This is a genomic window from Antiquaquibacter metalliresistens, assembly GCF_029211225.1.
In the GTDB taxonomy this organism is placed as follows: domain Bacteria; phylum Actinomycetota; class Actinomycetes; order Actinomycetales; family Microbacteriaceae; genus Rhodoglobus; species Rhodoglobus metalliresistens.
The window spans coordinates 45,378-68,664 of the sequence record NZ_JARGEM010000001.1; the positions used below are offsets into that span (position 1 = coordinate 45,378).

Genomic DNA, 23,287 nt, shown 5'->3' on the forward strand with positions numbered 1-23,287 from the left:
TCCGCGGCACTCGGGTGTGCATGCCGCACTCTCGAGGGAACGGGCCGATGGTGGCCGCGAGGTGAACGGACACGGTCCTGCGGCGGACGGACAGCGATCCTGGGCCCAATCACCGCACCCGGCGCGCAAAGCTGTATCGAAATCGGCCTCAGTCGGAGGCGCTCGTGATGAAGTGGGTCGAGGCGGAGGTGTGCACTTCGAACGTCATGACGTCGGGCGCGTAACGGTCATCCCCCGACTCGATCGCACGACCGTCGCGCGTATAGCTCTCCCGACGCAGCCGCAGCAGCCGCGTCGAACGACGCACACCGAGAGACTCGGCGTCTTCACCGGAGGCCGGGACGGTGTCGATGTGATGGACGCCGTGCGCTGGCATGACACCGGCCTCGAGCATGGCCTGGGTGACGGAGGGCTGGTCGGCGGGAAGCGGCTCGATGATCGGGATCATCCAGGTCGGGTAGGTCGTGCGCTCGAGCATCGCCGGACTGCCCCCGAGGGTGCGCACCCGAGTCACGCGGAGCACGTCGTCGCCCGCCCGCATGCGCAGCATCCGCGCATCGTGCGCCGTCGCGGGGACGCGCTCCTGGTGCATCACGAGACCCGCGGGGACGAGCCCCCGCGAGCGGGCCCACTGCGCGAACGAACGGAACTCGACGAACTGCTGCGTCTGCAGATCCGAGTGCACCCTCCAGCCGGAGCCGGGGATCGGCACGAGCATCCCCCGCCGCTGCAGGGTGGCCAGGGCGTTGCGGATGGCGCCGCGCGAGACGCCGTAGCCCGCCGCGAGCCGCTCCTCGCCGGGAAGGCGAGCGCCCGCGACGAACTCGCCCTGCAGCAGTCGGCGCCGCAGGTCGTCGGCGATCTCGCGATACCGCGTCACGGTCGGCTCACATCCGGTGACTCACGCCCCCGCCACGAGCCGCTCGACGAACCAGTACAGCCCCACGACCGCGACTCCCGCCGAGACGACGACGCCCACCCAGAATCCGACGGGCGAGAGACGGCGGCGCAGCAGCACGAGGATCGGGAACACGATAGCGATGATGGTCAGCTGCACCACCTCGATGCCGACGTTGAACACGAGCAGTGCACCGAGGAGGCCCCAGCTGAACGGCTCGGAGATGCCGAGTGCCCCGGCGAACCCGACACCGTGGATGAGGCCGAAGAGGAACACCACGCCGATGCGCACCCAGTCCGACCGACGCATGGGCGAGCGATCCGGCACGGCAGCGGTCTCGGCGATCACGCTCGTGCGCCGGCGCCAGACGCCGTACAGGTACCAGAGCGCGACGAAGGCGATCGACGCGGCGATGATCGGTTCGACGATGAACGCCGGCACGGACACGACGCCGAGCGCGGCGAGGATGAAGGTCACCGAGTGCGCGACCGTGAAGGCGCTCGCTGCGAGCACGATGTCGCGCAGCCGCCGGGACCCGACGATCAGCGCGAGCAGGAACAGGATGTGGTCGAGCCCGAACAGCAGGTGCTCCGCGCCGAGCACGAAGAACTCCCACATGCGCGAGCCCCAGTCCTGCGCCGTGGTCATCGTCGGGCTCGTGTCGGTGTCGAGGTTCGCGACACCGACACCGGCCAACGTGTCGTAGGTGACGATCGTCGTGGTCTTGCCGCCCGGCGCGGTGCCGGGGAACAGCTCGGTCGAGATGCGGTAGACCGCAACCGCGCCGTCGGCGACCTCGCGGCAGTCGTAGTCGAAGACGAAGCGAGCGTGCGGCACGCCCTCGATGAGCACGATCGAGAGCGGCTCGGCGAGCTCGCTCGGGCACGGCTCGGCCGAGCCCTCCTCACCATGACTCGGCTCGACCGCGACCTGGAAGCGCGGCTGCACGTAGCCGAGCACGGTGTCGGAGTACTGCTCGAGCACCTGGGTCGTGAGCTTCGTCGGATCCTGCCCGCTGGCCTGCACGTCGGCGTACGCCGCGTCGGTGAACTCCGTGTCCTGCATCGCCGCGCCGCCATCGATCGCCAGCAGCACGTACTCCATGTCCAGCTGCACGCGCAGCAGTCCCGGATCGAGCTCGGTGACCTCCGCATAGACCGTCGCGGAGTAGGCGTGCGCCGCGGCGGGCGCGGCCGGCAGCAGTACCGCGAGCAGAGCGAGGGGGATGGCGAACAACGACATGAAGCGATGACGGAGCATGCGGCCAGTGCAGCGGATGCTCATGGACCGGATGTGAACGTCAGGCGACGAACTCGCCACCAAGTGTTCGCACTCTCGTCGCCACGTCCTCGGCGGTCCCGGCCGCCTGCGCCTCGAACGCGATCGTGTTGGGCAGGTAGCGGTCCACCCCGAGTTCGATGACGCGACCGTCCTTCGCGAATGCCTCGCGCCGCACCTGCAGCAGCGGGCTCGATCGTCGCACCCCGAGCATCCGCGCCTCTTCGCTCGATGCCGCGACGGCCTCGATGCGGTGGTTGCCGAAGACCACCGAGACCCCGGCCTCGGCCAGCGCCCGCGTCGATGAGACGGCGCCCTCGGGAAAGGATTCGAGCAGAGGCACCACCCACGGCGCCCAACTCGAACGCTCGAGCATCACGACGCGACCGTCGAGGGTGCGGATGCGGCTCCAGCGGAGCACGTCCGCGCCGACCGGGATGCGCAGCAGCTGCGCCTCGCGCTCCGTGGCCGGCCCGTGCTCGCGGCTCACCATCCGCGCTCCCGCGACCATGCCGCGTCCTTCGGCCCACTGCGTGAACGAGCGCATCCGGTCGAACCCCTGCACCTGGTGCGGCGCACGCAGAAACCAGCCGATGTTGCGTCGCGCGGTGACCAGACCGCGCTGCTCCAGCCAGTGGAGCGCGTTGCGCACCACCGATCGCGTGACCCCGTACTCGGCGGCCAGCGCCTGCTCGCCCGGCAGTGCCTCGCCCTGGACGAATCCGCCTGCGGCGATTCGCTCGCGGAGCATCTCCGCCAGCTCCCGATACCGCGGACCATTCACTCACGCGAGTGTGACGAACCCCGATGAACGGCAGATTGCCGCGCGTCGACGAGGCCGTGACCGCCACTCCCCGCGCCCCGCTCGGCGACCTCGCCGGCACCGTAACACGGCTCTCACGCTCGGTAGGCTTGCCAGAATGAAGACTTCTCTGGCCGCCATTGCCCTGCTCGCCGCACTCGCCCTCAGCGGGTGCGCCACGACCGCCCCGGAGGCGGCGCCGAGCCCCTCGGCCACTGACGAGTGCGCGGGCGTGCAGGTCGTCGTCGACTTCGGTGTGCTCGATGCACCATCGGTGAACGCGTGCGTCGATGCCGGTGCCGCCGCTGACGCGGTCGCGGATGCCGGGATCACGACCGAGGGAACCGTCGACTGGGGCGATCAGATCGTCTGTCGTGTCGACGGTCGTCCCGCCGCGGACGAGACCGTCGAGGTCGACGGCGCGGAGCCCTTCGTCGAGGCGTGCCAGTCGATGCCGGCAGCGACCGCCTACTGGGCGCTGTGGGTGAAGCTCGCCGCCGATGCCGAGTGGGAGTACGCCCAGGAGGGCCTCAGCACCCTGCAGCTCGACGCCGGTCAGTCGGTCGGTCTGGTCTACACGACGGGCACCGAGTCCACGCCACCGAGCAGCTGATGCTTCGCGGCCGCCTCGCCCCGCTGCGAGCGGCAGCGATGCTTGCGGCCGCATTCGTGGTGCTGCGTGTCGCCTATCGCGTGCTCTTCGGGGGCACCTCGGGCGGCGAGTTCCAGCTGCTCGACCTGCCGCGCATCCCGCTCGGCGGTCCGTTCGAGCACATCACGCTGTTCGGCCCGGTGACCCTCGGAGGCATCGCCACGGCGGCGGCGAGCGCGCTGCCGTTCGCGGCGGTCATCCTCGCCTTCGGCCTGCTCAACGTGATCGTGGACGTGCGCGGCCTGTTCACCAGGGGCGCGGTGCGCGGGCCGGTGCGGACCGTGTCGAGGGCCATCGTGATCGCGTGGACCACCTTCCCCGCCCTGCTCGACTCGGTCAGACGCGTGCGCGTGGCACGCGAACTGCGCGGCGCGCGCGGGCCGTCGTCGCTCGTGGTGCCGGTCTTCGAGCACACCGTGGAGCGTGCGATGACCATCGCCGCCTCGATGGAGGTGCGCGGGTTCGCGGCCGCCCGCCGGCTCGAGCCCTCGTGCGAGCGACCGGTCGTGATGCGCGACGTCACCCTCGGCTTCGCCGACGCCACGGTGCTCGCGGGGGTCGACCTGAACCTCGCCCCCGGCACCCTCACCCTCGTGACCGGAGCGACCGGCTCGGGTAAATCGAGCCTGCTGCACGCGATGAGCGGACTCTTCCAGCACTTCATGCAGGGCGAGCAGCACGGAACGATCGAGATCGGCGGTGCGGATCGGGCGACCATACCTCCGCGTGACACCGCCGGATTCGTCGGGGTCGTTCCGCAGTCCGCACGGCTCTCCTTCGTGGCAGAGACGGTGCGGGACGAGCTCGGCTTCACGCTGGCCGTTCGCGGAGTCGCCCGTGTCATCGTGCACGACCGGGCGTCGGAGGTGGCCGGTCATCTCGGCATCGAGCACTTGCTCGACCGCGACGTGCGGGCGCTTTCGGCCGGTGAGGCCGAGCTCGTCGCGATCGGTGCCGCGCTCGTCTCGCGACCCGTGCTGCTCATCGTCGACGAGCCTCTCGCCGAGCTGGACGCTGCGGCACGCGCTCGGGTCGTCGATGCGCTCGACCGACTCGCCCACGAGGCCGGCGTCTGCGTGGTCGTCGCCGAACACCACGCCGCCGAACTCGAGGGCGTCGCGGATGCCCGACTCGAGCTGCGCGATGGCGGCGTGCACCTGGTCCGCCCGCGCCGGGCCCCCGCCGCACCGGCCGTGCGCCCGGCGCCCACCGCGGCCCTGGAACCACGCGCCGACATCCGTCACGTCTCGGTCAACCATGGCGAGCTGAGCGCCGTCGACGACGCGAGCCTCGAGGTCGCCGGCGGAGAGCTGGTCGCGCTGCTCGGGCCGAACGGGGCCGGCAAGTCCAGCCTGCTGCACGCCATCGCCCGGCCGGAGCGCATCGGTACGGTCATCATCGACGGCCGAGACGCCGCCGCCCTGAAGCCACGCGCCCGTCGGCACGCCGTGGCTCTGGTGCCGGAGGCGTTCGACGATCTGCTCTTCACGACGACGGTGCAGGACGAGTGCCGCCGCGCGGACGGCGCGGTCGAGGCGTTCGCACGATTCCTCGGCGACGACACCGCCTCCCGGCTGATGGATCGCCACCCCCGCGACCTCTCGGCCGGCGAGCGCCTGTGCCTGGTGATCGCGCTGCAGTGCTCAGCGAGACCGGGGCTGCTGCTGGTGGACGAGCCCACCCGCGGGCTCGACCCCTCGGCGCGCGCACTGGTGGGGCAGGCGCTGACGAGCGCCGCGGCATCCGGAGCAGCGGTGGTGTTCGCGACCCACGACCAGGAATTCGTCGACCGGTTCGCCACGCGATCCGTCACCATGTCCGCGGGCCGCATCCAGTCCCGGGCGGTGACCACGTGAGCGCGATCACGACCGGCGGACGCTGGACCGGCTGGGCCCTGGGGGCGACGAGTCTCGTGGCGGTCGCGAGTTTCGGCTGGCCGCTGTTCGCGTCGGCGGTGCCCGCGGATGCCCGTGGTGCGGTGCCCTTCGTGGCGCTCGCCCTCGTGCCCGCCCTCGCCGTGGCGCTCGCGCTGGCACTCGACCGGGAGATGTACACCGCGAAGACCGTCGCCCTGCTCGGGGTGCTGGCCGCCGTCGGTGCCGCGATCCGCATCGCCGGCACGGGAGTCGGCGGGGTCGAGGCCGTGTTCATCGTGCTGATCCTCGCGGGTCGCGCGTACGGGCCGCGGTTCGGATTCCTGCTCGGCATGCTCACGATCGCGATGTCCTCGGTGCTGTGGGGCGGCTTCGGGCCGTGGACACCGTTCCAGATGTTCGCGTGCGGCTGGGTGGGCGCCGGTGCCGGGCTGCTCCCGCGCATCGCCGTGGGCGCACCGCGCACCTCGGCGCGCCTCGAGGTGGGGATGCTCGTGGCCTACGGCATCGCGGCGTCCTACCTCTTCGGCCTGATCATGAACCTCTGGTACTGGCCGTTCGCGGTGGGGATGGGCACCGACATCTCCTACTCGGCCGGTGCGCCGATCGGGCAGAACCTGGCATCCTTCGGGCTCTACTCGCTCGTGAGTTCCACGCTCACCTGGGACACCGTGCGGGCGATCACGACCGCGGTCGGCATCGCCCTCGTCGGACGGGCGGCCCTCGCCGCACTCCGTCGGGCGAAGCTCGGAAGACCGATCACACCGAGAAGTAGCGCGCCTCGGGGTGGTGGAACACGAAGGCGTCCGTCGACTGCTCCGGATGCAGCTGAAGCTCCTCCGACAGCTCGACACCCATCCGCTCGGGCTTGAGCAGCTCGACCACCTTGCGGCGGTCCTCCATGTTCGGGCACGCGGGGTAGCCGAGCGAGAATCGTGCGCCGCGGTACCTGAGCTTGAACATGCCGGCGATGTCGTCGGGGTCCTCGTCGGCGAATCCGAGTTCGGCGCGCACGCGCGAATGCCAGTACTCGGCGAGCGCCTCCGTGAGCTGCATGGTGAGCCCGTTGAGTTCCAGGTAGTCGCGGTACTTGTTCTCGGCGAACAGCTTGGCAGTCACGGCATCCACCGCGGCGCCGGCGGTCACGAGCTGTACGGCGACGACGTCGATCTGGCCCGACTCCTTCGACCGCACGTAATCGGCCAGACACAGGTGGCTGTCGCGACGCTGCCGCGGAAAACTGAACCGCAGCCGCTCCGTGCCGAGTGGTCCACCGGATCCGCCGTCCGGGGCGAGAAGCCCGGATGCACCGAGCACGCCGGTGGGGTCGTCGCCGTGGTGCAGCACCACCATGTCGTCGCCCTCGGCGTAGACGGGGAAGTAGCCATAGGCGACGGAAGCGTCGAGCATCCCCTCGGCCAGGATGCGGTCGAGCCAGTACCGCAGGCGCGGACGGCCCTCGGTTTCGACCAGCTCCTCATAGCTCGCACCGTCGTCGGCGCGGCTCGGCTTGAGGCCCCACTGCCCCATGAATGTGGCGCGCTCGTCCAGGAACGCGGCGTAGTCGTTCAGCGCGATGCCCTTCACGATGCGGGTGCCCCAGAACGGCGGGACCGGCACGGGGTTGTCGGCGACGACATCCGAGCGAGCCGGCATGTTCTCGGGCTCGGTGATATCGATGGTCGTGCGGGCGTGGATGCGCTTCTTCAGCGGCGGCAGGCCGACCGTCTCGGGATCGGCGCCCCGGGCGATCGCCACGAGCGGCTCCATGAGGGCGAGCCCTTCGAACGCGTCGCGGGCGTAGCGCACCTCCCCCTCGAACAGCGAGGCGAGGTCGTCCTCGACGAACGCGCGGGTCAGTGCGGCCCCGCCCAGCAGCACGGGCCACTTCGTGCCCAGCCCGCGCGCGTTCAGTTCGAGCAGGTTCTCCTTCATCACCACGGTGGACTTCACCAGCAGGCCGCTCATGCCGATCACATCGGCGTCGTGCTCCTCGGCCGCGCGGATGAACTCGCTCAACGGCTGCTTGATGCCGATGTTGATCACGTCGTAGCCGTTGTTGGTGAGGATGATGTCGACCAGGTTCTTGCCGATGTCGTGCACATCCCCGCGCACCGTTCCGATCACGATGGTGCCCTTGCCCGCCGCCTCGGACTTCTCCATGTGCGGCTCGAGCAGTGCGACGGCGGCCTTCATCACCTCGGCGGACTGCAGCACGAAGGGCAACTGCATCTCACCGCTGCCGAAGCGCTGACCGACCACCTGCATGCCGGCCAACAGGTGCTCGTTGACGATGTCGAGCGCACTCATGCCCCCGGCGCGAGCGAGGTCGAGGTCGGCCTCCAGCCCCTTCGCCTCACCGTCGATGATGCGCCGTTCGAGGCGCTCCCCCACGGGCAGGGCCGCCAGTTCGGCCGCGCGCTGGTCCTTCAGCGCCGCGGAGTCGACCCCCGCGAACAGGTCGAGCATCGCCGACAGCGGGTCGTAGGTGAGGTTGCCGTCGGCGTCGTACTCACGACGGTCCCACACCAGATCGAGGGCGACCTTGCGGCGGTCCTCCGGCACGGAGGCCAGCGGCACGATCTTCGCCGCGTTGACGATCGCCGAGTCGAGTCCTGCCTCCACGGCCTCGTGCAGGAACACCGAGTTCAGCACCGAGCGCGCGGCAGGGTTCAGACCGAAGGACACGTTCGAGACGCCGAGCGTCGTATGGATGCCGGGGTACTTGGCGGTGATCTGGCGGATGGCCTCGATGGTCTCGATCGCATCGCGGCGGGTCTCCTCCTGGCCGGTCGCGATCGGGAACGTCAGGGCGTCCACGATGATGTCCTCGACCCGCATACCCCACTCGTTCACGAGCGTGTCGACGAGACGGGATGCGATGCGCACCTTGTTCTCCGCGGTGCGCGCCTGCCCCTCCTCGTCGATGGTGAGGGCGATCACCGCGGCCCCGTGCTCCTTGACCAGCGGCATGATGCGGCCGAAGCGCGTGCCCGGGCCCTCGCCGTCTTCGAAGTTCACCGAGTTCACCACCGGCCGCCCGCCGATGAGCTCCATGCCCGCCTGCAGCACGAGCGGTTCGGTGGAGTCCACCACCAGCGGGAGGGTGGAGGCGCTCGCCAGACGCGAGACGACCTCCCGGATGTCGGCGACGCCATCCCGGCCCACATAGTCGATGCACACGTCGAGCAGGTGAGCGCCCTCGCGGATCTGGTTGCGAGCGATGTCGACGCAGTCGTCCCAGCGCTGCTCGAGCATCGCCTCGCGGAACGCCAGGGAGCCGTTGGCGTTGGTGCGCTCGCCGATCGCGAGGTACGAGGCATCCTGATTGAAGCCGACATGCTGATAGAGGCTCGCGACTCCCGGGTCCTCCTCGACGGCGCGCGGGAGCACGCGCGCCCCGCCGATCCGGTCGACGACGGCCTTCAGGTGCGCGGGCGTGGTGCCGCAACAGCCGCCGACGAGCGAGAGACCGAACTCCTTCACGAACTGCTCGTGCGCCGTCGCGAGCTGATCGGGCGTCAGCGGGTAGCTGGCGCCGTCGGCGGTGAGCACGGGCAGGCCGGCGTTGGGCATGCACATCACCGGCACGTGCGAATACTTGGAGAGATGGCGCAGGTGCTCGCTCATCTCCATGGGGCCCGTGGCGCAGTTGAGGCCGATCATGTCGACGCCGAGCGGCTCCAGGGCGGTGAGGGCCGCCCCGATCTCGCTGCCCATGAGCATGGTGCCCGTGGTCTCGACGGTCACCTCGACGAAGATCGGCAGGCGAACGCCGGTCTCCACGATCGCCTGCTTGCAGCCGTTGACCGCGGCCTTGGTCTGCAGGATGTCCTGCGAGGTCTCGATGAGCAGGGCATCCGAACCGCCGAGGATCAGCCCGCGCGCCTGCTCGGCGAACGTCGCCTTGAGGTGCGCATAGGTCGTGTGCCCGAGGCTCGGCAGCTTCGTGCCCGGACCCATCGACCCGAGCACCCAGCGGACGCGGCCGTCCTGCGCCTCGAACCGCTCGACGGTGCGCCGCGCGATCTCGGCCCCCGCCCGCGCGAGCTCCTCGATGCGATCCTCGATGCCGTAGTCGGAGAGATTCGACCAGTTGGCGCCGAAGGTGTTGGTCTCGATGGCGTCGATGCCGGTCTCGAGGTACGCCGAGTGGATCGATTCGAGCATGTCGGGCCGGCTGACGTTGAGGATCTCGTTGCAGCCCTCGAGCTGCTGGTAGTCGTCGAGCGTCGGGTTGAACTCCTGCAGCATCGTGCCCATCGCGCCGTCCGCGATCACCACGCGCTCCTTGAGCGTGGCGAGCAGGAGTTCGGCGCGCTGCGTGCGCGGGACGCCCGCGATGTCGAGAGACGGTGAGGAATCGACGGTTGCTGGCACCCGCCTAGCGTAATCGCCGCGGCCGCGACCTACCCCCGTCGCGGTACCAGCCGTTCGAGCTGCGTCACGTGCCGGGGCTCCAGCTCCGCGATCTCCCGCACGCCCAGCAGCTTCATGGTGCGGGTGATCTCGTCGCGCAGGATCGCGATGGTGCGATCCACGCCCTCGCGGCCGCCGGCCATCAGGCCGTACAGATAGGCACGACCGATGAGCGTGAACTTGGCCCCGAGCGCGGTGGCCGCCACGATGTCCGCGCCGTTCATCACACCGGTGTCGACCATCACCTCGGTGTCCTTGCCCACCTCGCGCACGACCTCCGGCAGCAGGTGGAAGGGGATCGGCGCTCGATCCAGCTGCCTGCCGCCGTGGTTGGAGAGCAGGATGCCGTCCACGCCGAGCGAGGCGAGCCTCCTGGAGTCCTCGAGGTTCTGCACGCCCTTCACGACGAGCTTTCCCGGCCACATCCCGCGGATGATCTCGAGGTCCTCGAAGCTGATGGACGGGTCCATCGCGGAGTCGAGCAGCTCGCCGACGGTGCCACCGGTCGAGGAGAGCGACGCGAACTCGAGCGGCGGGGTGGTGAGGAAGTCGAACCACCACCACGGCCGCGGGATCGCGTTGACGATCGTGCCGAGCGTCAGCTGCGGCGGGATCGAGAAGCCGTTGCGCTTGTCGCGCAACCGCGCACCGGCGACGGGGGTGTCGACCGTGAACATGAGGGTGTCGAAGCCGGCCGCCGCCGCCCGCTCGACGAGCCCGTAGGAGATCTCCCGCTGGCGCATGACGTAGAGCTGGAACCAGTTGCGGCCGTCGGGGTTCGCGGCCTTGACGGCTTCGATCGACGTCGTGCCGAGCGTCGACAGCGTGAACGGGATGCCCGCCGCCCCCGCGGCACCCGCCCCCGCGATCTCGCCCTCGGTCTGCATCAACCGCGTGAACCCCGTCGGCGCGATGCCGAACGGCATCGCGGACGTGCCGCCGAGCACGGTCGTGGTCAGGTCGACGGCGGAGACGTCGCGCAGGATCGAGGGGTGGAACTCCACGTCTTCGAAGGCCTGGCGGGCGCGAGCCAGCGAGAGCTCACCCTCCGCCGCGCCGTCGGTGTAGTCGAAGGCGGCCTTGGGGGTGCGGCGCTGCGCGATGGCCTTGAGGTCGTAGATGGTGAGCGCGGCATCCAGTCGGCGCTTCTTCGCGTTCAGCGTGGGCTTCTTGAACTTCATCAGTTCGAAGAGCGCCTTCGGGTTGGGGATGCTGCGCTTAGTCATGGTTCGTCCCGTCGAGGTGCTGGAGCAGCGCGTCGCGCGCCGCGTGGATGTGGGCGCGGGTGAGCGATGCCGCGGCATCCGCGTCGCCGCTCGTGATGGCGTCGAGGATGGCCTGATGTTGACGAGCGATCTCGGCGGCCGAGAGCAGGCTCGCGGCCTGCACCTGCCCGATGCACAACTCGATCTCGCCCATGAGCAGGGTGTGCAGCCGAGTCAGGCGCGGGCTCGGCTGGGCCGCGACGAGGGCGCGGTGGAAGGCGATGTCTGCTTCGGCAAAGTGCTCGGACGCGGTGAGCGCGTGATGCGCCTCGAGCGCGGCGGCCGGGATGCTGCGCAGGGCCGCGATCGCCGCCGACTCGAGCAGCGCGCGATTGTCGTAGAGGTCGACGATGTCGTCGCGCGTGAACTCGGGCACCCGGGCCGCACGATGTGCCTCGCGACGCAGGAGACCGTCGGCGACGAGTTTGTCGATCGCAAGCCGGGCCGTCGGCCGCGCGACCCCGAACCGCACCGCCACGGCGGCCTCGGTGAGGGTCGAGCCGGGCGCATCGGTCTGGTTCAGGATGCTGGCACGCAATCGCCCGGCGATGCTGTCGGGCAGCACGGCGCTCGACTCGATCACCACGCCCCCTCCCGTCGTCCTTGGCATCGGATTGCCAGACAACATAGCAGATTGTCTAACAATACTGCTCAGCGGGATGCCCGCGTGATCGCAACTGCACAGAATCGGGCGCGGCACGCCGTGCACGGGCAGCCGGTCGCGGCGTGTCGCGCCGATTCCGTGCAGTTGCGCACGAGCGGGGCGCTTGGGTGCCGTCGGCGACTCAGGCCGTCGGCAGGTACCGCACGGGCGAGAACGCCGCCGCTACGAGCGCTCGCAACGACTCGAGCGATCCCCCGACGAAACCCTGTGCTCGCGCCTGGATGAGCACGTTGCCGATCGCGGTGGCCTCGACGGGACCGGCGAGCACGGGCATCCCCGCGATGTCGGCGATGCGCTGACACAGGAGGGCGTTCTGCGAGCCGCCGCCGACGATGTGGATAACGGCGACCGGGTGCGCCGAGAGCGTGGCGGCATCGTGCACCGCCGCCGCGAACGCGACCGCGAGGCTCTCGATGATGCACCGCACGAACTCAGCGCGTGACCTCGGCACGGGCTGGTCGTGAGCCCGCAGCCACGCGGTGATACGACCCGGCATGTCGTCGGGCGGCAGAAAGCTCGGGTCGTTGGCGTCGAACACCGCGACCGGAGGGTTCACGGCCGCAGCCTGCGCGAGCAACGTCGGCAGGTCGGTCTCGCCCCACTCGCGCACGCATTCGGTGAGCAGCCACAGTCCCATCACGTTGTGCAGAAACCGCACCCGGCCGTCGACGCCACCCTCATTGGTGAAGTTCGCGGCGCGTGCGGCCTCAGTGAGCACCGGGGCTTCGAGCTCGACTCCGACGAGACCCCAGGTGCCGCACGAGATGTAGGCGAAGTCGGTGGATGCCGCGGGCACCGCCACGACGGCCGATGCCGTGTCGTGCGAGCCGACCGCCGTCACGCTCACGTCATCGCGCGCCCCGATGCGTGCGGCGAACTCGGACGTGAGACCACCCAATCGCGTGCCAGGCGACACCAGTTCGGGGAACAGCGAACGCGGCAGGCCGAGCCGCGCGACGAGCGCCTCGTCCCACTCCCCGGTCGTCACCGAGAGCAGCCCCGTGGTCGAAGCGTTGGTGCGCTCGGCGACCGCACGCCCCGTGAGCCAGTATCCGAACAGGTCGGGGATGAGCAGAAAGGAGTCCGCCTCCGCGAGGCGTTCTTCGGCCTCCAGCTGGTAGAGGGTGTTGAACGGCAGGAACTGCAGACCGTTGGCGGCGTAGAGCTCCGCGGCGCCGACGCGAGCGTGGACTCGGTCGACGCCGGCGTGGTTTCGGCCGTCGCGGTAGTGAAAGGGCTCGGCGAGCATCCGGCCATCGCGCATGAGCGCGTAGTCGACGGCCCACGAATCGACGCCGATGCTCGCGACACCGGGTTCATCGCGCACGGCCGCCGCGAGGCCGTCGAGCACGTGCTCGCGCAGCGCGTCGATGTCCCAGTGCAACCCGTCCGGACGAGTCACCGGGCCGTTCGGAAAGCGCGCCACAGGCCGCACGCTCAGTTCGTTGTGGCCGACGTGGCCGAGCATCACCCGACCGCTCGTGGCGCCGAGATCGACCGCGGCGACCGCGTTCATCGCAGGAACGCCGCCGCCACACCCGCGTCAACGGGGATGTGCAGCCCGGTCGTGTGGGAGAGATCCGGTCCGGTGAGCACCGACACCGCGTTCGCGACGTTCTCGGGCAGCACCTCGCGCTTGAGGATCGTGCGCTGCGCGTAGAACTTGCCGAGGTCCTCCTCTTCGATGCCGTATGTCTTGGCGCGGTTCGCCCCCCAGCCCGCGGCGAAAATGCCGGAGCCGCGCACGACGCCGTCGGGGTTGATGCCGTTGACCTTCACGCCGTGCTCGCCGAGTTCGACCGCGAGCAGGCGCACCTGGTGGGCTTGGTCGGCTTTCGTCGCCGAATAGGCGATGTTGTTCGGCCCCGCGAACACCGAGTTCTTCGACGAGATGTAGATCACGTCGCCGCCCATGCCCTGCTCGATGAGTACGGGCGCGGTGGCCTTCGAGACCAGGAACGAGCCCTTGGCCATGATGTCGTGCTGGAAGTCCCAGTCCTGCTCAGTGGTCTCGAGCAACGGCTTGGAGAGTGAGACGCCGGCATTGTTGACGACGATGTCGATGCCGCCGAAAGCGAGTACGGCATCCTGCACCATCCGCTCGATCGCGGCCGCGTCGGTGACGTTGACCTGCAGACCGATGGCGACATCGGTGCCGCCGATCTCGGCCGCCGCCGCCTGCGCCTTGCCAAGGTCGAGGTCGGCAATCACGACGCAGGCCCCGTCCGCGGCGAGGCGGGTTGCGATCGCCTTGCCGATGCCGGATGCCGCACCGGTCACCAGGGCGACGCGCGTCGCGTGGGACTTGGGCTTCGGCATGCGCTGCAGCTTGGCCTCCTCGAGCGACCAGTACTCGATACGGAACTTCTCGGCGTCGCTGATCGGTGCGTACGTGGAGATCGCCTCGGCACCACGCATGACGTTGATGGCGTTGACGTAGAACTCGCCCGCGACGCGAGCGGTCTGCTTATTGGCGCCGTAGCTGAACATGCCGACGCCTGGCACGAGCACGATGAGCGGGTCGGCGCCGCGCATCGCCGGGGAGTCCTCGACGGCGTGCTGCTCGTAGTACTTCGTGTAGTCCTTGCGGTACTCCTCGTGCAGTTCCTTGAGGCGCGTTGTGGAGTCCTCGACGGATGCCCCGGCCGGCAGGTCGAGCAGCATCGGTTTGACCTTGGTGCGCAGGAAGTGGTCGGGGCAACTCGTGCCGAGCGCCGCGAGCTTTGGAGCGCTGGCCGAGGCGAGGAAGTCGAGCACCACATCGGAGTCCGTGAAGTGGCCGACCATGGGCTTGTCGTGGCTCGCGATGCCGCGGATGGTCGCGGCGAGCGCGGCCGCCTTCGTCCTGCGCTCCTCGGGCGGCAGCGCCGCATTCTTCGCCACGGTGCGACCGAAGGGGGCCTTCTTGCCCTTCGCTGCAATGTAGTCCTCGGCGGTCGCGATGATCCAGAGACTGTTCTTCTCCGCCTCCTCGGAGGTGGAACCCCACGCGGTGATGCCATGGCCGCCGAGAATGCACCCGATCGCCCGTGGGTTCGCGGCCTTGATGGCCGCGATGTCGAGCCCGAGCTGGAACCCGGGGCGACGCCACGGCACCCACACCACCTTGTCGCCGAAGGCCTTCTTGGTGAGCTTTTCGCCATCCTTCGCGGTCGCGAAGGCGATGCCGGAGTCGGGATGGAGGTGGTCGACGTGCGCGGCACCCACGAGCGCATGCATGGCCGTGTCGATCGAGGGGGCAGCGCCGCCCTTGCCGTGCAGACAGAAGTCGAAGGCGGCCACCATCTCATCTTCGCGATCGACGCCCTGGTAGACCTCGACAAGCGCACGCACGCGATCGAGTCTCAACACGGCGAGGCCCGTCTCGGTAAGGGTGCCAAGGTCGCCGCCCGAGCCCTTCACCCACAGCAGTTCGACCGGTTCCCCCGTCACGGGATCGGTCGTGGCACCCTTCGCCGAGGTGTTGCCTCCGGCGTAGTTGGTCACGCGCGGGTCGGAGCCGAGACGGTTGCTGCGGGCGATGAGATCCTGGGCGGGGGTGGAGGCCACTCTGCGCTGCTTTCCGGCGCTCAGCTTCCCGCCGAACAGCCTTTGTTACGTTTTGTGAGATCGAACAGAACGTGACTCTAGCGCAGGTCGGTGAGATCGCGGTAGGGGTCCAGACGCTCGTCCCGCGGATCGAGCTCGGTCACGAGGAGGTCGATCCGCGACCAGTCGAGCCCCTGGGCAAGGGCCATGTGACCGATCTTCGATGAGTCCAGCAGCAGGATGGTCTCCTCGGCGTGCTGGGCGAACACGTCCTTGAGTTGTGCCTCCTCCAGCGACACCTCGCTCGTGCCCCCCGGCGAGACCGCGGAGGCGGAGGTGAAGAATCGGGCATAGCCAAGGGATGCCGCGGCACGACAGGCGACCGCGCCGACGAAGCTCCCCGACCGCTCGTCGAGCTCCCCGCCGATGAGCACCGAGCGCACCCCCGGCCGGTGTCTCGCGGTCGCCGCGTTGTCGATCGAGTTCGTCGCGACAACGAGATCGCGCGCGGCGAGCGCGCCGAGGAGAACGCCGCTCGTGGTCGAGGCGTCGAACGCGACAGCACCGGTCGCCGGCAGGAGATCACTCGCCTTGCGGGCGATGACTGACTTCGAAACGGAGCGTGTCGACATCCGATCCCGAAAGGGCCGCGGGAGCACCGCGGCAACCGCGCCTCCGCGCACCCGCCGGGCGAGCCCCTCGGCCTCGAGATCGTCGAGGTCGCGGCGCACCGTCATAGCGGACACCCCGAGCTGCTCGGCGACGGGATCGAGGCGCAAGGCACCGTCACGGGCGAGGATCTCGAGCAAGCGGGCCCGCCGCTCCTCGCTGAGTATCGTCGCCATGGCCGCCATCGTATTCCCGGGGCCCGCCCCGCGCGTGCGCAGGTGTCGGATGCTGCCAACGCGCCGATCCGAACGCGCGCACGAGCCGTCTACTTGACAGCGCCGCGATCTCAAACTAGTTTCACTGAAACCAGACATGGTTCAATGAACCCGGTTCATCACGAGCCGGACAGCACGACGGCAACGGCGCCCCGCTCAGGTGGCGCCCCATGACAGAGGATGGCAATGACCAAGGCGGGACCGTACGAGGGTGTGACCTCAACCGAGGCGAGCATCGAGCGCGCAATGGAGGCCGCGGGCGGCGTGCTGCGCTTGGCGCCGACGTGGGTGCCCCGCTCGTTCTGCACTCCCGCCCAACGGCTTCGACTGCATCCCGACGACTACTTCCCGCTCGGCAAGGAGCGCGGCGGCATCGACGAGCGTTGGTTCGCCAGTGCCATTCGCGCCGAGAACGGCCCGCTCACCGACCCGTTCGAAGGCCTGAGCCTCGTCGTCGGCCCCGACGGCGAGATCATCCCCTTCGACGAGTTCATCGCTCACACCAAGGATGCCGCGATCGGCAACCTCTGGAACCGCTACGGCAAGTGGCCGATGTACTCCAAGTTCTTCGACAACCAGTACCCGCTGCCGTTCCACGTGCACCAGATGGACCAGCACGCCGCGCTCGTCGGCAAGATGGGCAAGCCGGAGGCTTACTACTTCCCCCCGCAGCTGAACAACCACGGCGGCATGTTCCCTTACACGTTCTTCGGCTTCCACCCAGAGACGTCCCGCGAGCAGGTGCTCGAGAAGCTCGAGCTCTTCCTCAAGGGCGGCGACAACCGCATCACCGAACTCTCGGTCGCGTATCGCATCACGCCCGGCACCGGGTGGGACGTGCCCCCGGGCGTGCTCCATGCCCCCGCGAGCATGTGCACCTACGAGCCGCAGGCGGCAAGCGACGTGTTCGCCATGACCGAGTCGTGGTCGAACAACCGCGAGGTGCCCGACGAGTTGCTGTGGAAGGACATCCCCGCCGACAAGGTTGGCGACCTCGACTTCGTGCTCGAGATCCTCGATTGGAACCTCAACGTCGACCCCGAGTTCTGGAGCCACCGCTTCAGCCCCGCCCTCGAGACCTCGGCGAGCGCCGCGGCCGGCGGCGAGGACTACGTCGAGAAGTGGATCACCTACCGCTCGGCTGCATTCAGTGCAAAGGAGCTCACGGTGAAGCCCGGCGCGACCGTACGGGTCGAGGATGCCGATGCCTACGGCTTCATCGCCGTCGATGGTCGCGGCGAGATCAATGGGCAGACCGTCGAGGCGCTGTCCTCCATCCGCTATGGCCAGCTCTCGCACGACGAATACTTCGTCACGGCTGACGCCGTGAAGGACGGCGTTACGATCACGAACGCCTCGGCGAGCTCCGATCTGGTGCTGCTGAAGCACTTCGGTCCGGGCAATGCCGAGCTCGCCGCCGACACCGGTGCCGTCGCGCGGGAGCGCGTGTGACACCCGCCGTCCCGATGGTCCACGGGCGATCGCGCGACGAGCTCGCACGCCGCACCGGGACACTCGCGCAGGTCGCGCGCATCGACCGCCTCGTCGATGAGGAGGGTCCTGCACGCGGTGCGCGCCGCATCCGTCTCGTGACCGGCGGTGGACTCGAGGTCGAAATCCATCCCGACCGCGCGCTCGACCTCGGGCAGGTCACGTTCCGCGGAGTTCCGGTCGCCTGGATGTCTCCCACCGGGATGATGGCACCGGGGCTCGCCGAGAGCTCCGGATCTCAGTGGCTGCGGTCATTCGGCGGCGGGCTTCTCGCGACGTGCGGTCTGGACTCGTTCGGACCGCCCACCGTCGACGAAGGTGTCGAGTACCCCCAGCACGGCCGCGTTGGTGTCGTTCCGGCGACGATCACGCGTGCTGAGGTGCGCGGCGGAGAACTCATGGTCAGTGGCATCGTGCGCCAGACCGGCGTCTTCGCCGAGAACCTCGTACTCGAGCGCACCTGGTCGGCCGACATCGGCGGGACGACGCTGCGCTTGCGCGACGTCGTGCGCAACGAAGGCTTCGCCGACGCCGGCCACATGGTGCTGTATCACGTGAACATCGGCTGGCCGTTGCTCGACGAGACAGCGAGTCTCGAGCTGCCCTCACGCGAGGTCAATCCGCGTGACGCGGACGCGCGCTCGGGCGCCGGGCGGTGGCACCAGATCGAGGAGCCCCAGGCCGACTACCGAGAGCAGGTCTTCGGCCACGACTTCCGTGACAGCGGCACCGCGGTCGTCGCCATCGACAACCCCGGGATCGACACGCGTCTCGAACTACGATTCGACACCGGCACGCTCCCCGCCCTCCACCAGTGGAAGATGAGTGGCGAGGGTCACTACGTGATGGGGCTCGAGCCGGTCAACGTCAACACCTTCACCGGTCGCGCAGGGGCGCGCGCTGCAGGCAATCTGCCGACGATCAAGCCCGGTCGTTCGGTTGCCTACACGGTCGATCTCGCCTTCTCCCCGTCAACCGAGAGGAAGGGCAAGCGATGAGCGAGGCCGCGCCCGCGCTGCGCATGAGCGGGATTTCGAAGAGCTTCCCCGGCATCCGGGCGTTGACCCACGTCACGCTCGAAGTCGCCGCCGGCGAGGTGCACGCGATCGTTGGCGAGAACGGCGCAGGCAAGTCGACGCTCATGAAGATCCTTGCCGGCGTCTACCAGCCCGACGAGGGCACGATCGAGTTGCAAGGCGACGCCGTGCGCATCGCCGGGCCGATCGACGCCCGCAAGCGCGGCATCGGCATGGTCTACCAAGAGCTCAACCTCGTCCCCGACCTCACGGTCGCCGAGAACATCACGCTCGGATCGCCACCCTCACGCTTCGGCATCGTCGATCGCAAGGCCCTCCGCGCCCGCGCCGAAGACGTACTCGCCGAACTCGGGGCCAAGGTCGGGGCCGACGACCTCGTGGGCTCGCTTCCGGTGAGCCAGCAGCAGATCGTCGAGATCGCCAAGGCCTACGCGTCGTCGCCGCGCATCATCGTGCTCGACGAGCCGACCTCATCGCTCTCCGAGAACGAAGCGCAGGCGCTCTTCCGTGTCGTTCAGCGCATGAAGGATGCCGGCATCGCCGTCATTTACATCTCGCACCGTCTCCGCGAGGTCATCGATCTCGCCGACCAGGTGACGGTGCTGCGCGACGGACGCCTCGTCGAGACGCGCCCGGTGGCGGGTATCACCGCCGCCGACATGATTCGCTTGATGGTCGGGCGCGACCTCACCGACGTTTTCCCCAAACGCGAGGTGCCGATTGGCGAGGTCGTGCTCGAGGTGCGCGGGCTCACCCGCGCCGGCGTGTTCGACGACGTTCATCTCGACGTGCGTGCCGGGGAGATCGTCGGTCTCGCCGGCTTCGTCGGTGCCGGTCGAACCGAGGTCGCACGCGCGATCTTCGGCCTCGATCGGGCCGAGCAAGGCGAAATCCACGTCAAGGGCAAGCTCGTGACGATCCGCCATCCCCATGACGCCGTCGAGGCCGGAATCGCCTATGTTCCCGAAGACCGCAAGCGTGATGGGCTCGTGCCCCAGCTCTCGGTGAAGGACAACATCTCCCTGCCGGTTCTCGGCGAGGTCGCGACCATCGGCTGGATCCGCGGCGGCGCCGAACGTCGTCTTGCAACCGACAAGGCGCGGGAACTCGGCGTCTCGCCTCCGGTCATCGACCGTCAGGTCGATACGTATAGCGGTGGCAATCAGCAGAAGGTCGTCTTCGCGAAGTGGCTTGCGACCCGGCCCGACGTTCTCATTCTCGACGAGCCGACACGCGGCGTCGATGTCGGCGCCAAGGCCGACATCCACACGATCATCGGCGAGCTTGCGGCGAACGGCACGGCGATCCTCATGATCTCGTCGGAACTTCCGGAGGTGCTCGCGGTGAGCGATCGGATCTACGTGCTCCACGAGGGACACGTCTCGGCGGAGCTCCCGCGCGGTGCCGGAGAGCAGGATGTCATGCTCGCGGCGACCGGGGAGGTGGCGGCATGAGCATCCCCACGGACACCATCCCGGGCGATCGCATCGTCAAACAGAGTGCCCTGGCACGGCACGGCGCGACGCTTGCCATGCCTGCCGGCATCGTCGTGCTGTTGATCATCGGCACCGTGTTGAGCGACCGATTCCTCTCGGTCGGCAACCTCACGAACGTGCTGATCAATATGTCGATCGTCGGCATCATCGTCGTCGGCATGACCTTCGTCTTCGTCAGCCGCGGGATGGCCGACCTCTCGGTTCCGGCGACCGTCGCGGTGGGCGGCATCCTCGTGCTGATGCTCGACGATGTGATCGGCACCCTGCCCGCTGCGCTGGTCGGCGTGCTCGTCGCGAGCCTGGCCGGGGTCATCAACGGTTTGCTCATCGGCTATGCCGGGCTCAACCCCGTGATCACCACGCTCGCAAGCGGCATCATCGTGCTCGGTACCGCTCAGGCCTTCGTCGGCGGTGTCATCGTCTACGGGCAGGATGCGGCTGCGAAGGACTTCCTCACCGGGCGACTGTTCGGCGTCGTGCCCGTCATCGTGCTCGTCTTCCTCATCGTCGCGCTGCTCGGACACCTCGCGCTCTCTCGCACGGTCTTCGGACGCTGGACGTACGCGGTCGGTAGCAACCCTTATGCGACCGAGGCGAGCGCCGTTCCAGTGCGGTTCGTCAAGGCCGGTGCGTTCGTGCTCACCGCGACCCTCGCCGGCTTCAGCGGCGTACTGCTCGGCATCTCACTGCAGGCCGCCCGCCCGGAGATCGGCACCGGATACGAGTTCGACGCGATCACCGCCGTCGTCGTGGGCGGCGTGAGCCTGCTCGGCGGCTCCGGCAGCATCCCCCGTGCCATCGGCGGCCTGTTGTTCGTGACGCTGCTCAACAACATCCTGATCCTGCAGGGGGTTCCGTCCGAGCCGCAAGGCATGGTCAAGGGTGCCCTCATCGCCGGCGCCGTCGCGCTCGACGTGTATCTGCGACGCCGAGGAGGCCGCGAATGAACGCCATCCGTCGAGCTTTCGACAGCGACGTGTTCCTCGGAATCGTGCGCTACCGCGTCGCGATCATCCTCGTCGCCACGATCGTCATCTCAGCATCGATGGTGCCCGGCATTCTCGAGTTCCGTGCGCTGAGCCTGAGCCTCGACCGCATCAGCACCACCGCGCTCGTCGCCGTGGGCCTCACGGTCGTGCTGCTGGCTGGCAAGCTGGATCTCTCGGGCGGCGCGATCCTCGCCCTCTCCGGCATCGCGGCGATTGGACTGCAAGAGGAGCTCGGCCAGGTGGCGGCGGCCGTCGTCGGGGTCGGCGTTGGACTCCTCGCGGGCGTCGTCAATGGAATCCTCGTCGTGACGCTGCGCATCAACTCCCTCGTCGCGACGCTCGCCTCGATGCTGTTCTTCCGCGCGCTGTGCCACTTCCTCACCGAGTCCCGTCCGATCAGCGGCCTCGATCCGCTCTTCGGCCTCGTCGTCTCGCGACCGATCGAGGGCACCGTGACAGTGCGCACGATCATCTTCATCGTGCTACTCGTCACACTGCATCTGTGGCTCACGCGGGCGGTTGCCGGCCGAAACCTGTTCGCCGTGGGCAGCAACCCGGTCGCCGCGGAGGCGAGCGGCATCCGTTCCAACGCCTACGTGTTCGGCACGTTCGTCTTCGCCGGCACCACTGCCGGGGCGGCGGGTGTCATCCAGAGCCTGAGCGTCAATACCGGCTCCCCGGTCTTCGGCGAATCGACGTCACTGCTCGCCATCGCCGCCGTCGTCATCGGCGGTACGCGCCTCGAGGGCGGACGGGCCTCCGCCCTCGGCACCCTCGGCGGGCTCCTGGTGCTGGCGATACTCACCACGGCGATGGAGTTCTCGAACGTCCCCGCCTACATCCAGAACATCGTCACAGGAGTCATCCTGCTGCTGCTGATTTTGCTCGACCGATTCGTGTCGGGCAAGAAGGGCCGGGACCTGTCGTTGAGCGCATTCGTGCGGTCGATGCGGCGGGCCCGGCGAAACCCCGAGAACGAGAGGACTCACGCACCATGAGAACCAAACCCCTCATCGGCGGCGCCGTTGCCGCTGTGGCAGCGCTCGCGCTGGCCGGTTGTGCCACAGGAGGCACCGGCGGCGACGCCGCATCGCTGAACATCTGCTACGTCACGGCGGCAGAGTCGCACGCCTATGTGACCCCGGCGAACGAGGCGTTCGACGAGGCCGCTGACGCGGCCGGCGCGACCGTCAATCGCCTGTCGCAGGAGTTCGATGTGCAGACCGGCACCGACCAGCTGACGACGTGCGTCAGCCAGGGCGCCGACGGCATCGTCCTGTGGCCGCTCGACCCCCAGGCCTACATCCCCGGCATGATCGCCGCCCAGGATGCCGGCATCCCGCTCATCATCATCAACTCGCCGATGGACGCCGAGGCCGAGGAGTACTACGACTCCTTCACCGGCCCGGACGTCTACGAGGAGGGCGTGCTCTCCGCTGACGCGCTCAACGAGGTGCTCGGCGGCGCGGGCAAGGTCGTAATCATCGCGGGCCAGGCGGGCAACGGCACGACCATCGGTCGCACCGACGGTTTCACCGAAGAGCTCGAGGAGCTCGGCTCGAGCATCGAGGTACTCCAGGTCGTCAACGCCGACTTCGACCAGCAGAAGGCGCTTGAGGCGAGCCGCGACCTGCTGACGCGCTTCGGCGACGACATCGACGGCGTCTACGCCAACGACGACACGATGGCGCTCGGCTTCATCGACGCCTGGAAGGAGTCGGGACGCAGCCTCGACGCCCTCCCGCCGATCGTCGGCATCAACGGCCAGGTTCAGGCGTTCGATCTGATCAAGACCGGTCAGTACTACGCGACGATCGTGCAGTCGCCGGCCGAGGACGGCAAGCTCGCCGCCGAGACGATCATCAAGCTGATCAAGGGCGAGAAGGTCGACAAGCGTCTGCCGATCCCGCTGACGGTCGTCACGAGCGAGAACGTCGAGTCGGTCGACCCGGCGTTCTGATCACGCTCGCGACTTTCATCGCGACGGCGGCCCGTTCCTCTTCACGAGGG

At 68.8% G+C, this 23,287-nt stretch carries 18 protein-coding genes; 9 read left to right on the forward strand and 9 right to left on the reverse strand.

The genetic code is table 11. The features are described 5' to 3' along the window. Positions 1–148: 148 nt before the first annotated feature. The 3 genes from PYV02_RS00230 to PYV02_RS00240 are packed head-to-tail and all read right to left on the reverse strand — an operon-like array spanning position 149 to position 2,960. Positions 149–880: a GntR family transcriptional regulator gene (locus tag PYV02_RS00230; RefSeq protein WP_275754978.1), complete on the reverse strand. Its 732-nt coding sequence runs from the start codon at positions 878–880 to the stop codon at positions 149–151. Between the two features lie 21 nt (positions 881–901). Beyond that, the gene (locus tag PYV02_RS00235) at positions 902–2,158 is read right to left on the reverse strand and encodes a HupE/UreJ family protein (RefSeq protein ID WP_275754980.1); all 1,257 of its coding nucleotides are present in this window, start codon (positions 2,156–2,158) and stop codon (positions 902–904) included. Positions 2,159–2,198: 40 nt separating this feature from the next. Further along, entirely contained in the window at positions 2,199–2,960 is a 762-nt protein-coding gene (locus PYV02_RS00240; protein ID WP_275754981.1) for a GntR family transcriptional regulator, read from the reverse strand. Between the two features lie 136 nt (positions 2,961–3,096). Between PYV02_RS00240 and PYV02_RS00245 the strand changes: the two genes are divergently transcribed. Genes PYV02_RS00245 through PYV02_RS00255 form a run of 3 tightly spaced genes read left to right on the forward strand, consistent with a single transcriptional unit; the run spans position 3,097 to position 6,376 of the window. Then, the gene (locus PYV02_RS00245) at positions 3,097–3,591 is read left to right on the forward strand and encodes a hypothetical protein (RefSeq protein WP_275754983.1); all 495 of its coding nucleotides are present in this window, start codon (positions 3,097–3,099) and stop codon (positions 3,589–3,591) included. Next, entirely contained in the window at positions 3,591–5,486 is a 1,896-nt protein-coding gene (locus PYV02_RS00250; protein WP_275754985.1) for an ATP-binding cassette domain-containing protein, read from the forward strand. The genes PYV02_RS00245 and PYV02_RS00250 overlap by 1 nt, the downstream gene beginning before the upstream one ends. Further along, positions 5,483–6,376 carry an ECF transporter S component family protein gene (locus PYV02_RS00255; protein ID WP_275754987.1) on the forward strand — a complete coding sequence of 298 codons (894 nt, stop codon included), beginning with the start codon at positions 5,483–5,485 and terminating at the stop codon, positions 6,374–6,376. Before PYV02_RS00250 ends, PYV02_RS00255 begins: the two co-directional genes overlap by 4 nt. Here the strand turns inward: PYV02_RS00255 and metH are convergent. The 6 genes from metH to PYV02_RS00285 all read right to left on the reverse strand — a co-directional run bounded on the left by metH (position 6,264) and on the right by PYV02_RS00285 (position 16,225). Further along, positions 6,264–9,884 (reverse strand): methionine synthase, encoded by a 3,621-nt coding sequence (gene metH / locus PYV02_RS00260; protein WP_275754989.1) that lies wholly within the window; start codon positions 9,882–9,884, stop codon positions 6,264–6,266. The two genes, PYV02_RS00255 and metH, sit on opposite strands and share 113 nt — an antisense overlap. Before the next feature lie 29 nt (positions 9,885–9,913). After that, positions 9,914–11,149 carry an alpha-hydroxy acid oxidase gene (locus PYV02_RS00265; RefSeq protein WP_275754991.1) on the reverse strand — a complete coding sequence of 412 codons (1,236 nt, stop codon included), beginning with the start codon at positions 11,147–11,149 and terminating at the stop codon, positions 9,914–9,916. Beyond that, positions 11,142–11,771 (reverse strand): GntR family transcriptional regulator, encoded by a 630-nt coding sequence (locus tag PYV02_RS00270; protein WP_275754993.1) that lies wholly within the window; start codon positions 11,769–11,771, stop codon positions 11,142–11,144. The genes PYV02_RS00265 and PYV02_RS00270 overlap by 8 nt, the downstream gene beginning before the upstream one ends. 202 nt (positions 11,772–11,973) lie before the next feature. After that, positions 11,974–13,368 carry a rhamnulokinase gene (locus PYV02_RS00275; RefSeq protein WP_275754995.1) on the reverse strand — a complete coding sequence of 465 codons (1,395 nt, stop codon included), beginning with the start codon at positions 13,366–13,368 and terminating at the stop codon, positions 11,974–11,976. Beyond that, positions 13,365–15,401: a bifunctional aldolase/short-chain dehydrogenase gene (locus PYV02_RS00280; RefSeq protein WP_275754998.1), complete on the reverse strand. Its 2,037-nt coding sequence runs from the start codon at positions 15,399–15,401 to the stop codon at positions 13,365–13,367. The genes PYV02_RS00275 and PYV02_RS00280 overlap by 4 nt, the downstream gene beginning before the upstream one ends. 77 nt (positions 15,402–15,478) lie before the next feature. Beyond that, on the reverse strand, positions 15,479–16,225 hold the full coding sequence (locus tag PYV02_RS00285) for a DeoR/GlpR family DNA-binding transcription regulator (protein WP_275755001.1): 747 nt from the start codon (positions 16,223–16,225) through the stop codon (positions 15,479–15,481). A gap of 225 nt (positions 16,226–16,450) precedes the next feature. Between PYV02_RS00285 and PYV02_RS00290 the strand changes: the two genes are divergently transcribed. Genes PYV02_RS00290 through PYV02_RS00315 form a run of 6 tightly spaced genes read left to right on the forward strand, consistent with a single transcriptional unit; the run spans position 16,451 to position 23,237 of the window. Then, positions 16,451–17,716, forward strand: coding sequence for a cupin domain-containing protein (locus PYV02_RS00290; RefSeq protein WP_275755003.1), 1,266 nt, complete (start codon positions 16,451–16,453; stop codon positions 17,714–17,716). Then, positions 17,713–18,753 carry an aldose 1-epimerase family protein gene (locus tag PYV02_RS00295; protein WP_275755005.1) on the forward strand — a complete coding sequence of 347 codons (1,041 nt, stop codon included), beginning with the start codon at positions 17,713–17,715 and terminating at the stop codon, positions 18,751–18,753. The genes PYV02_RS00290 and PYV02_RS00295 overlap by 4 nt, the downstream gene beginning before the upstream one ends. Continuing rightward, complete coding sequence (locus tag PYV02_RS00300; RefSeq protein WP_275755008.1) at positions 18,750–20,246, forward strand: sugar ABC transporter ATP-binding protein; 1,497 nt, start codon at positions 18,750–18,752, stop codon at positions 20,244–20,246. The genes PYV02_RS00295 and PYV02_RS00300 overlap by 4 nt, the downstream gene beginning before the upstream one ends. Continuing rightward, positions 20,243–21,235, forward strand: a complete 993-nt coding sequence (locus PYV02_RS00305) for an ABC transporter permease (RefSeq protein ID WP_275755010.1) — start codon at positions 20,243–20,245, stop codon at positions 21,233–21,235. The genes PYV02_RS00300 and PYV02_RS00305 overlap by 4 nt, the downstream gene beginning before the upstream one ends. Continuing rightward, positions 21,232–22,275, forward strand: coding sequence for an ABC transporter permease (locus tag PYV02_RS00310; RefSeq protein WP_275755012.1), 1,044 nt, complete (start codon positions 21,232–21,234; stop codon positions 22,273–22,275). The genes PYV02_RS00305 and PYV02_RS00310 overlap by 4 nt, the downstream gene beginning before the upstream one ends. After that, positions 22,272–23,237 carry a sugar ABC transporter substrate-binding protein gene (locus PYV02_RS00315; RefSeq protein WP_275755014.1) on the forward strand — a complete coding sequence of 322 codons (966 nt, stop codon included), beginning with the start codon at positions 22,272–22,274 and terminating at the stop codon, positions 23,235–23,237. The genes PYV02_RS00310 and PYV02_RS00315 overlap by 4 nt, the downstream gene beginning before the upstream one ends. The last annotated feature ends 50 nt before the right edge of the window (positions 23,238–23,287 follow it).

Excerpts from the sequence above, each read along its gene's own strand:
- PYV02_RS00290 (WP_275755003.1), top strand. The coding sequence starts at position 16,451 with ATGACCAAGGCGGGACCGTACGAGGGTGTGACCTCAACCGAGGCGAGC.
- PYV02_RS00265 (WP_275754991.1), bottom strand. The coding sequence starts at position 11,149 with ATGACTAAGCGCAGCATCCCCAACCCGAAGGCGCTCTTCGAACTGATG.
- PYV02_RS00300 (WP_275755008.1), top strand. The coding sequence starts at position 18,750 with ATGAGCGAGGCCGCGCCCGCGCTGCGCATGAGCGGGATTTCGAAGAGC.
- PYV02_RS00250 (WP_275754985.1), top strand. The coding sequence starts at position 3,591 with ATGCTTCGCGGCCGCCTCGCCCCGCTGCGAGCGGCAGCGATGCTTGCG.
- PYV02_RS00315 (WP_275755014.1), top strand. The coding sequence starts at position 22,272 with ATGAGAACCAAACCCCTCATCGGCGGCGCCGTTGCCGCTGTGGCAGCG.
- PYV02_RS00275 (WP_275754995.1), bottom strand. The coding sequence starts at position 13,368 with ATGAACGCGGTCGCCGCGGTCGATCTCGGCGCCACGAGCGGTCGGGTG.
- PYV02_RS00285 (WP_275755001.1), bottom strand. The coding sequence starts at position 16,225 with ATGGCGACGATACTCAGCGAGGAGCGGCGGGCCCGCTTGCTCGAGATC.
- PYV02_RS00235 (WP_275754980.1), bottom strand. The coding sequence starts at position 2,158 with ATGCTCCGTCATCGCTTCATGTCGTTGTTCGCCATCCCCCTCGCTCTG.
- PYV02_RS00245 (WP_275754983.1), top strand. The coding sequence starts at position 3,097 with ATGAAGACTTCTCTGGCCGCCATTGCCCTGCTCGCCGCACTCGCCCTC.
- PYV02_RS00310 (WP_275755012.1), top strand. The coding sequence starts at position 21,232 with ATGAACGCCATCCGTCGAGCTTTCGACAGCGACGTGTTCCTCGGAATC.
- PYV02_RS00305 (WP_275755010.1), top strand. The coding sequence starts at position 20,243 with ATGAGCATCCCCACGGACACCATCCCGGGCGATCGCATCGTCAAACAG.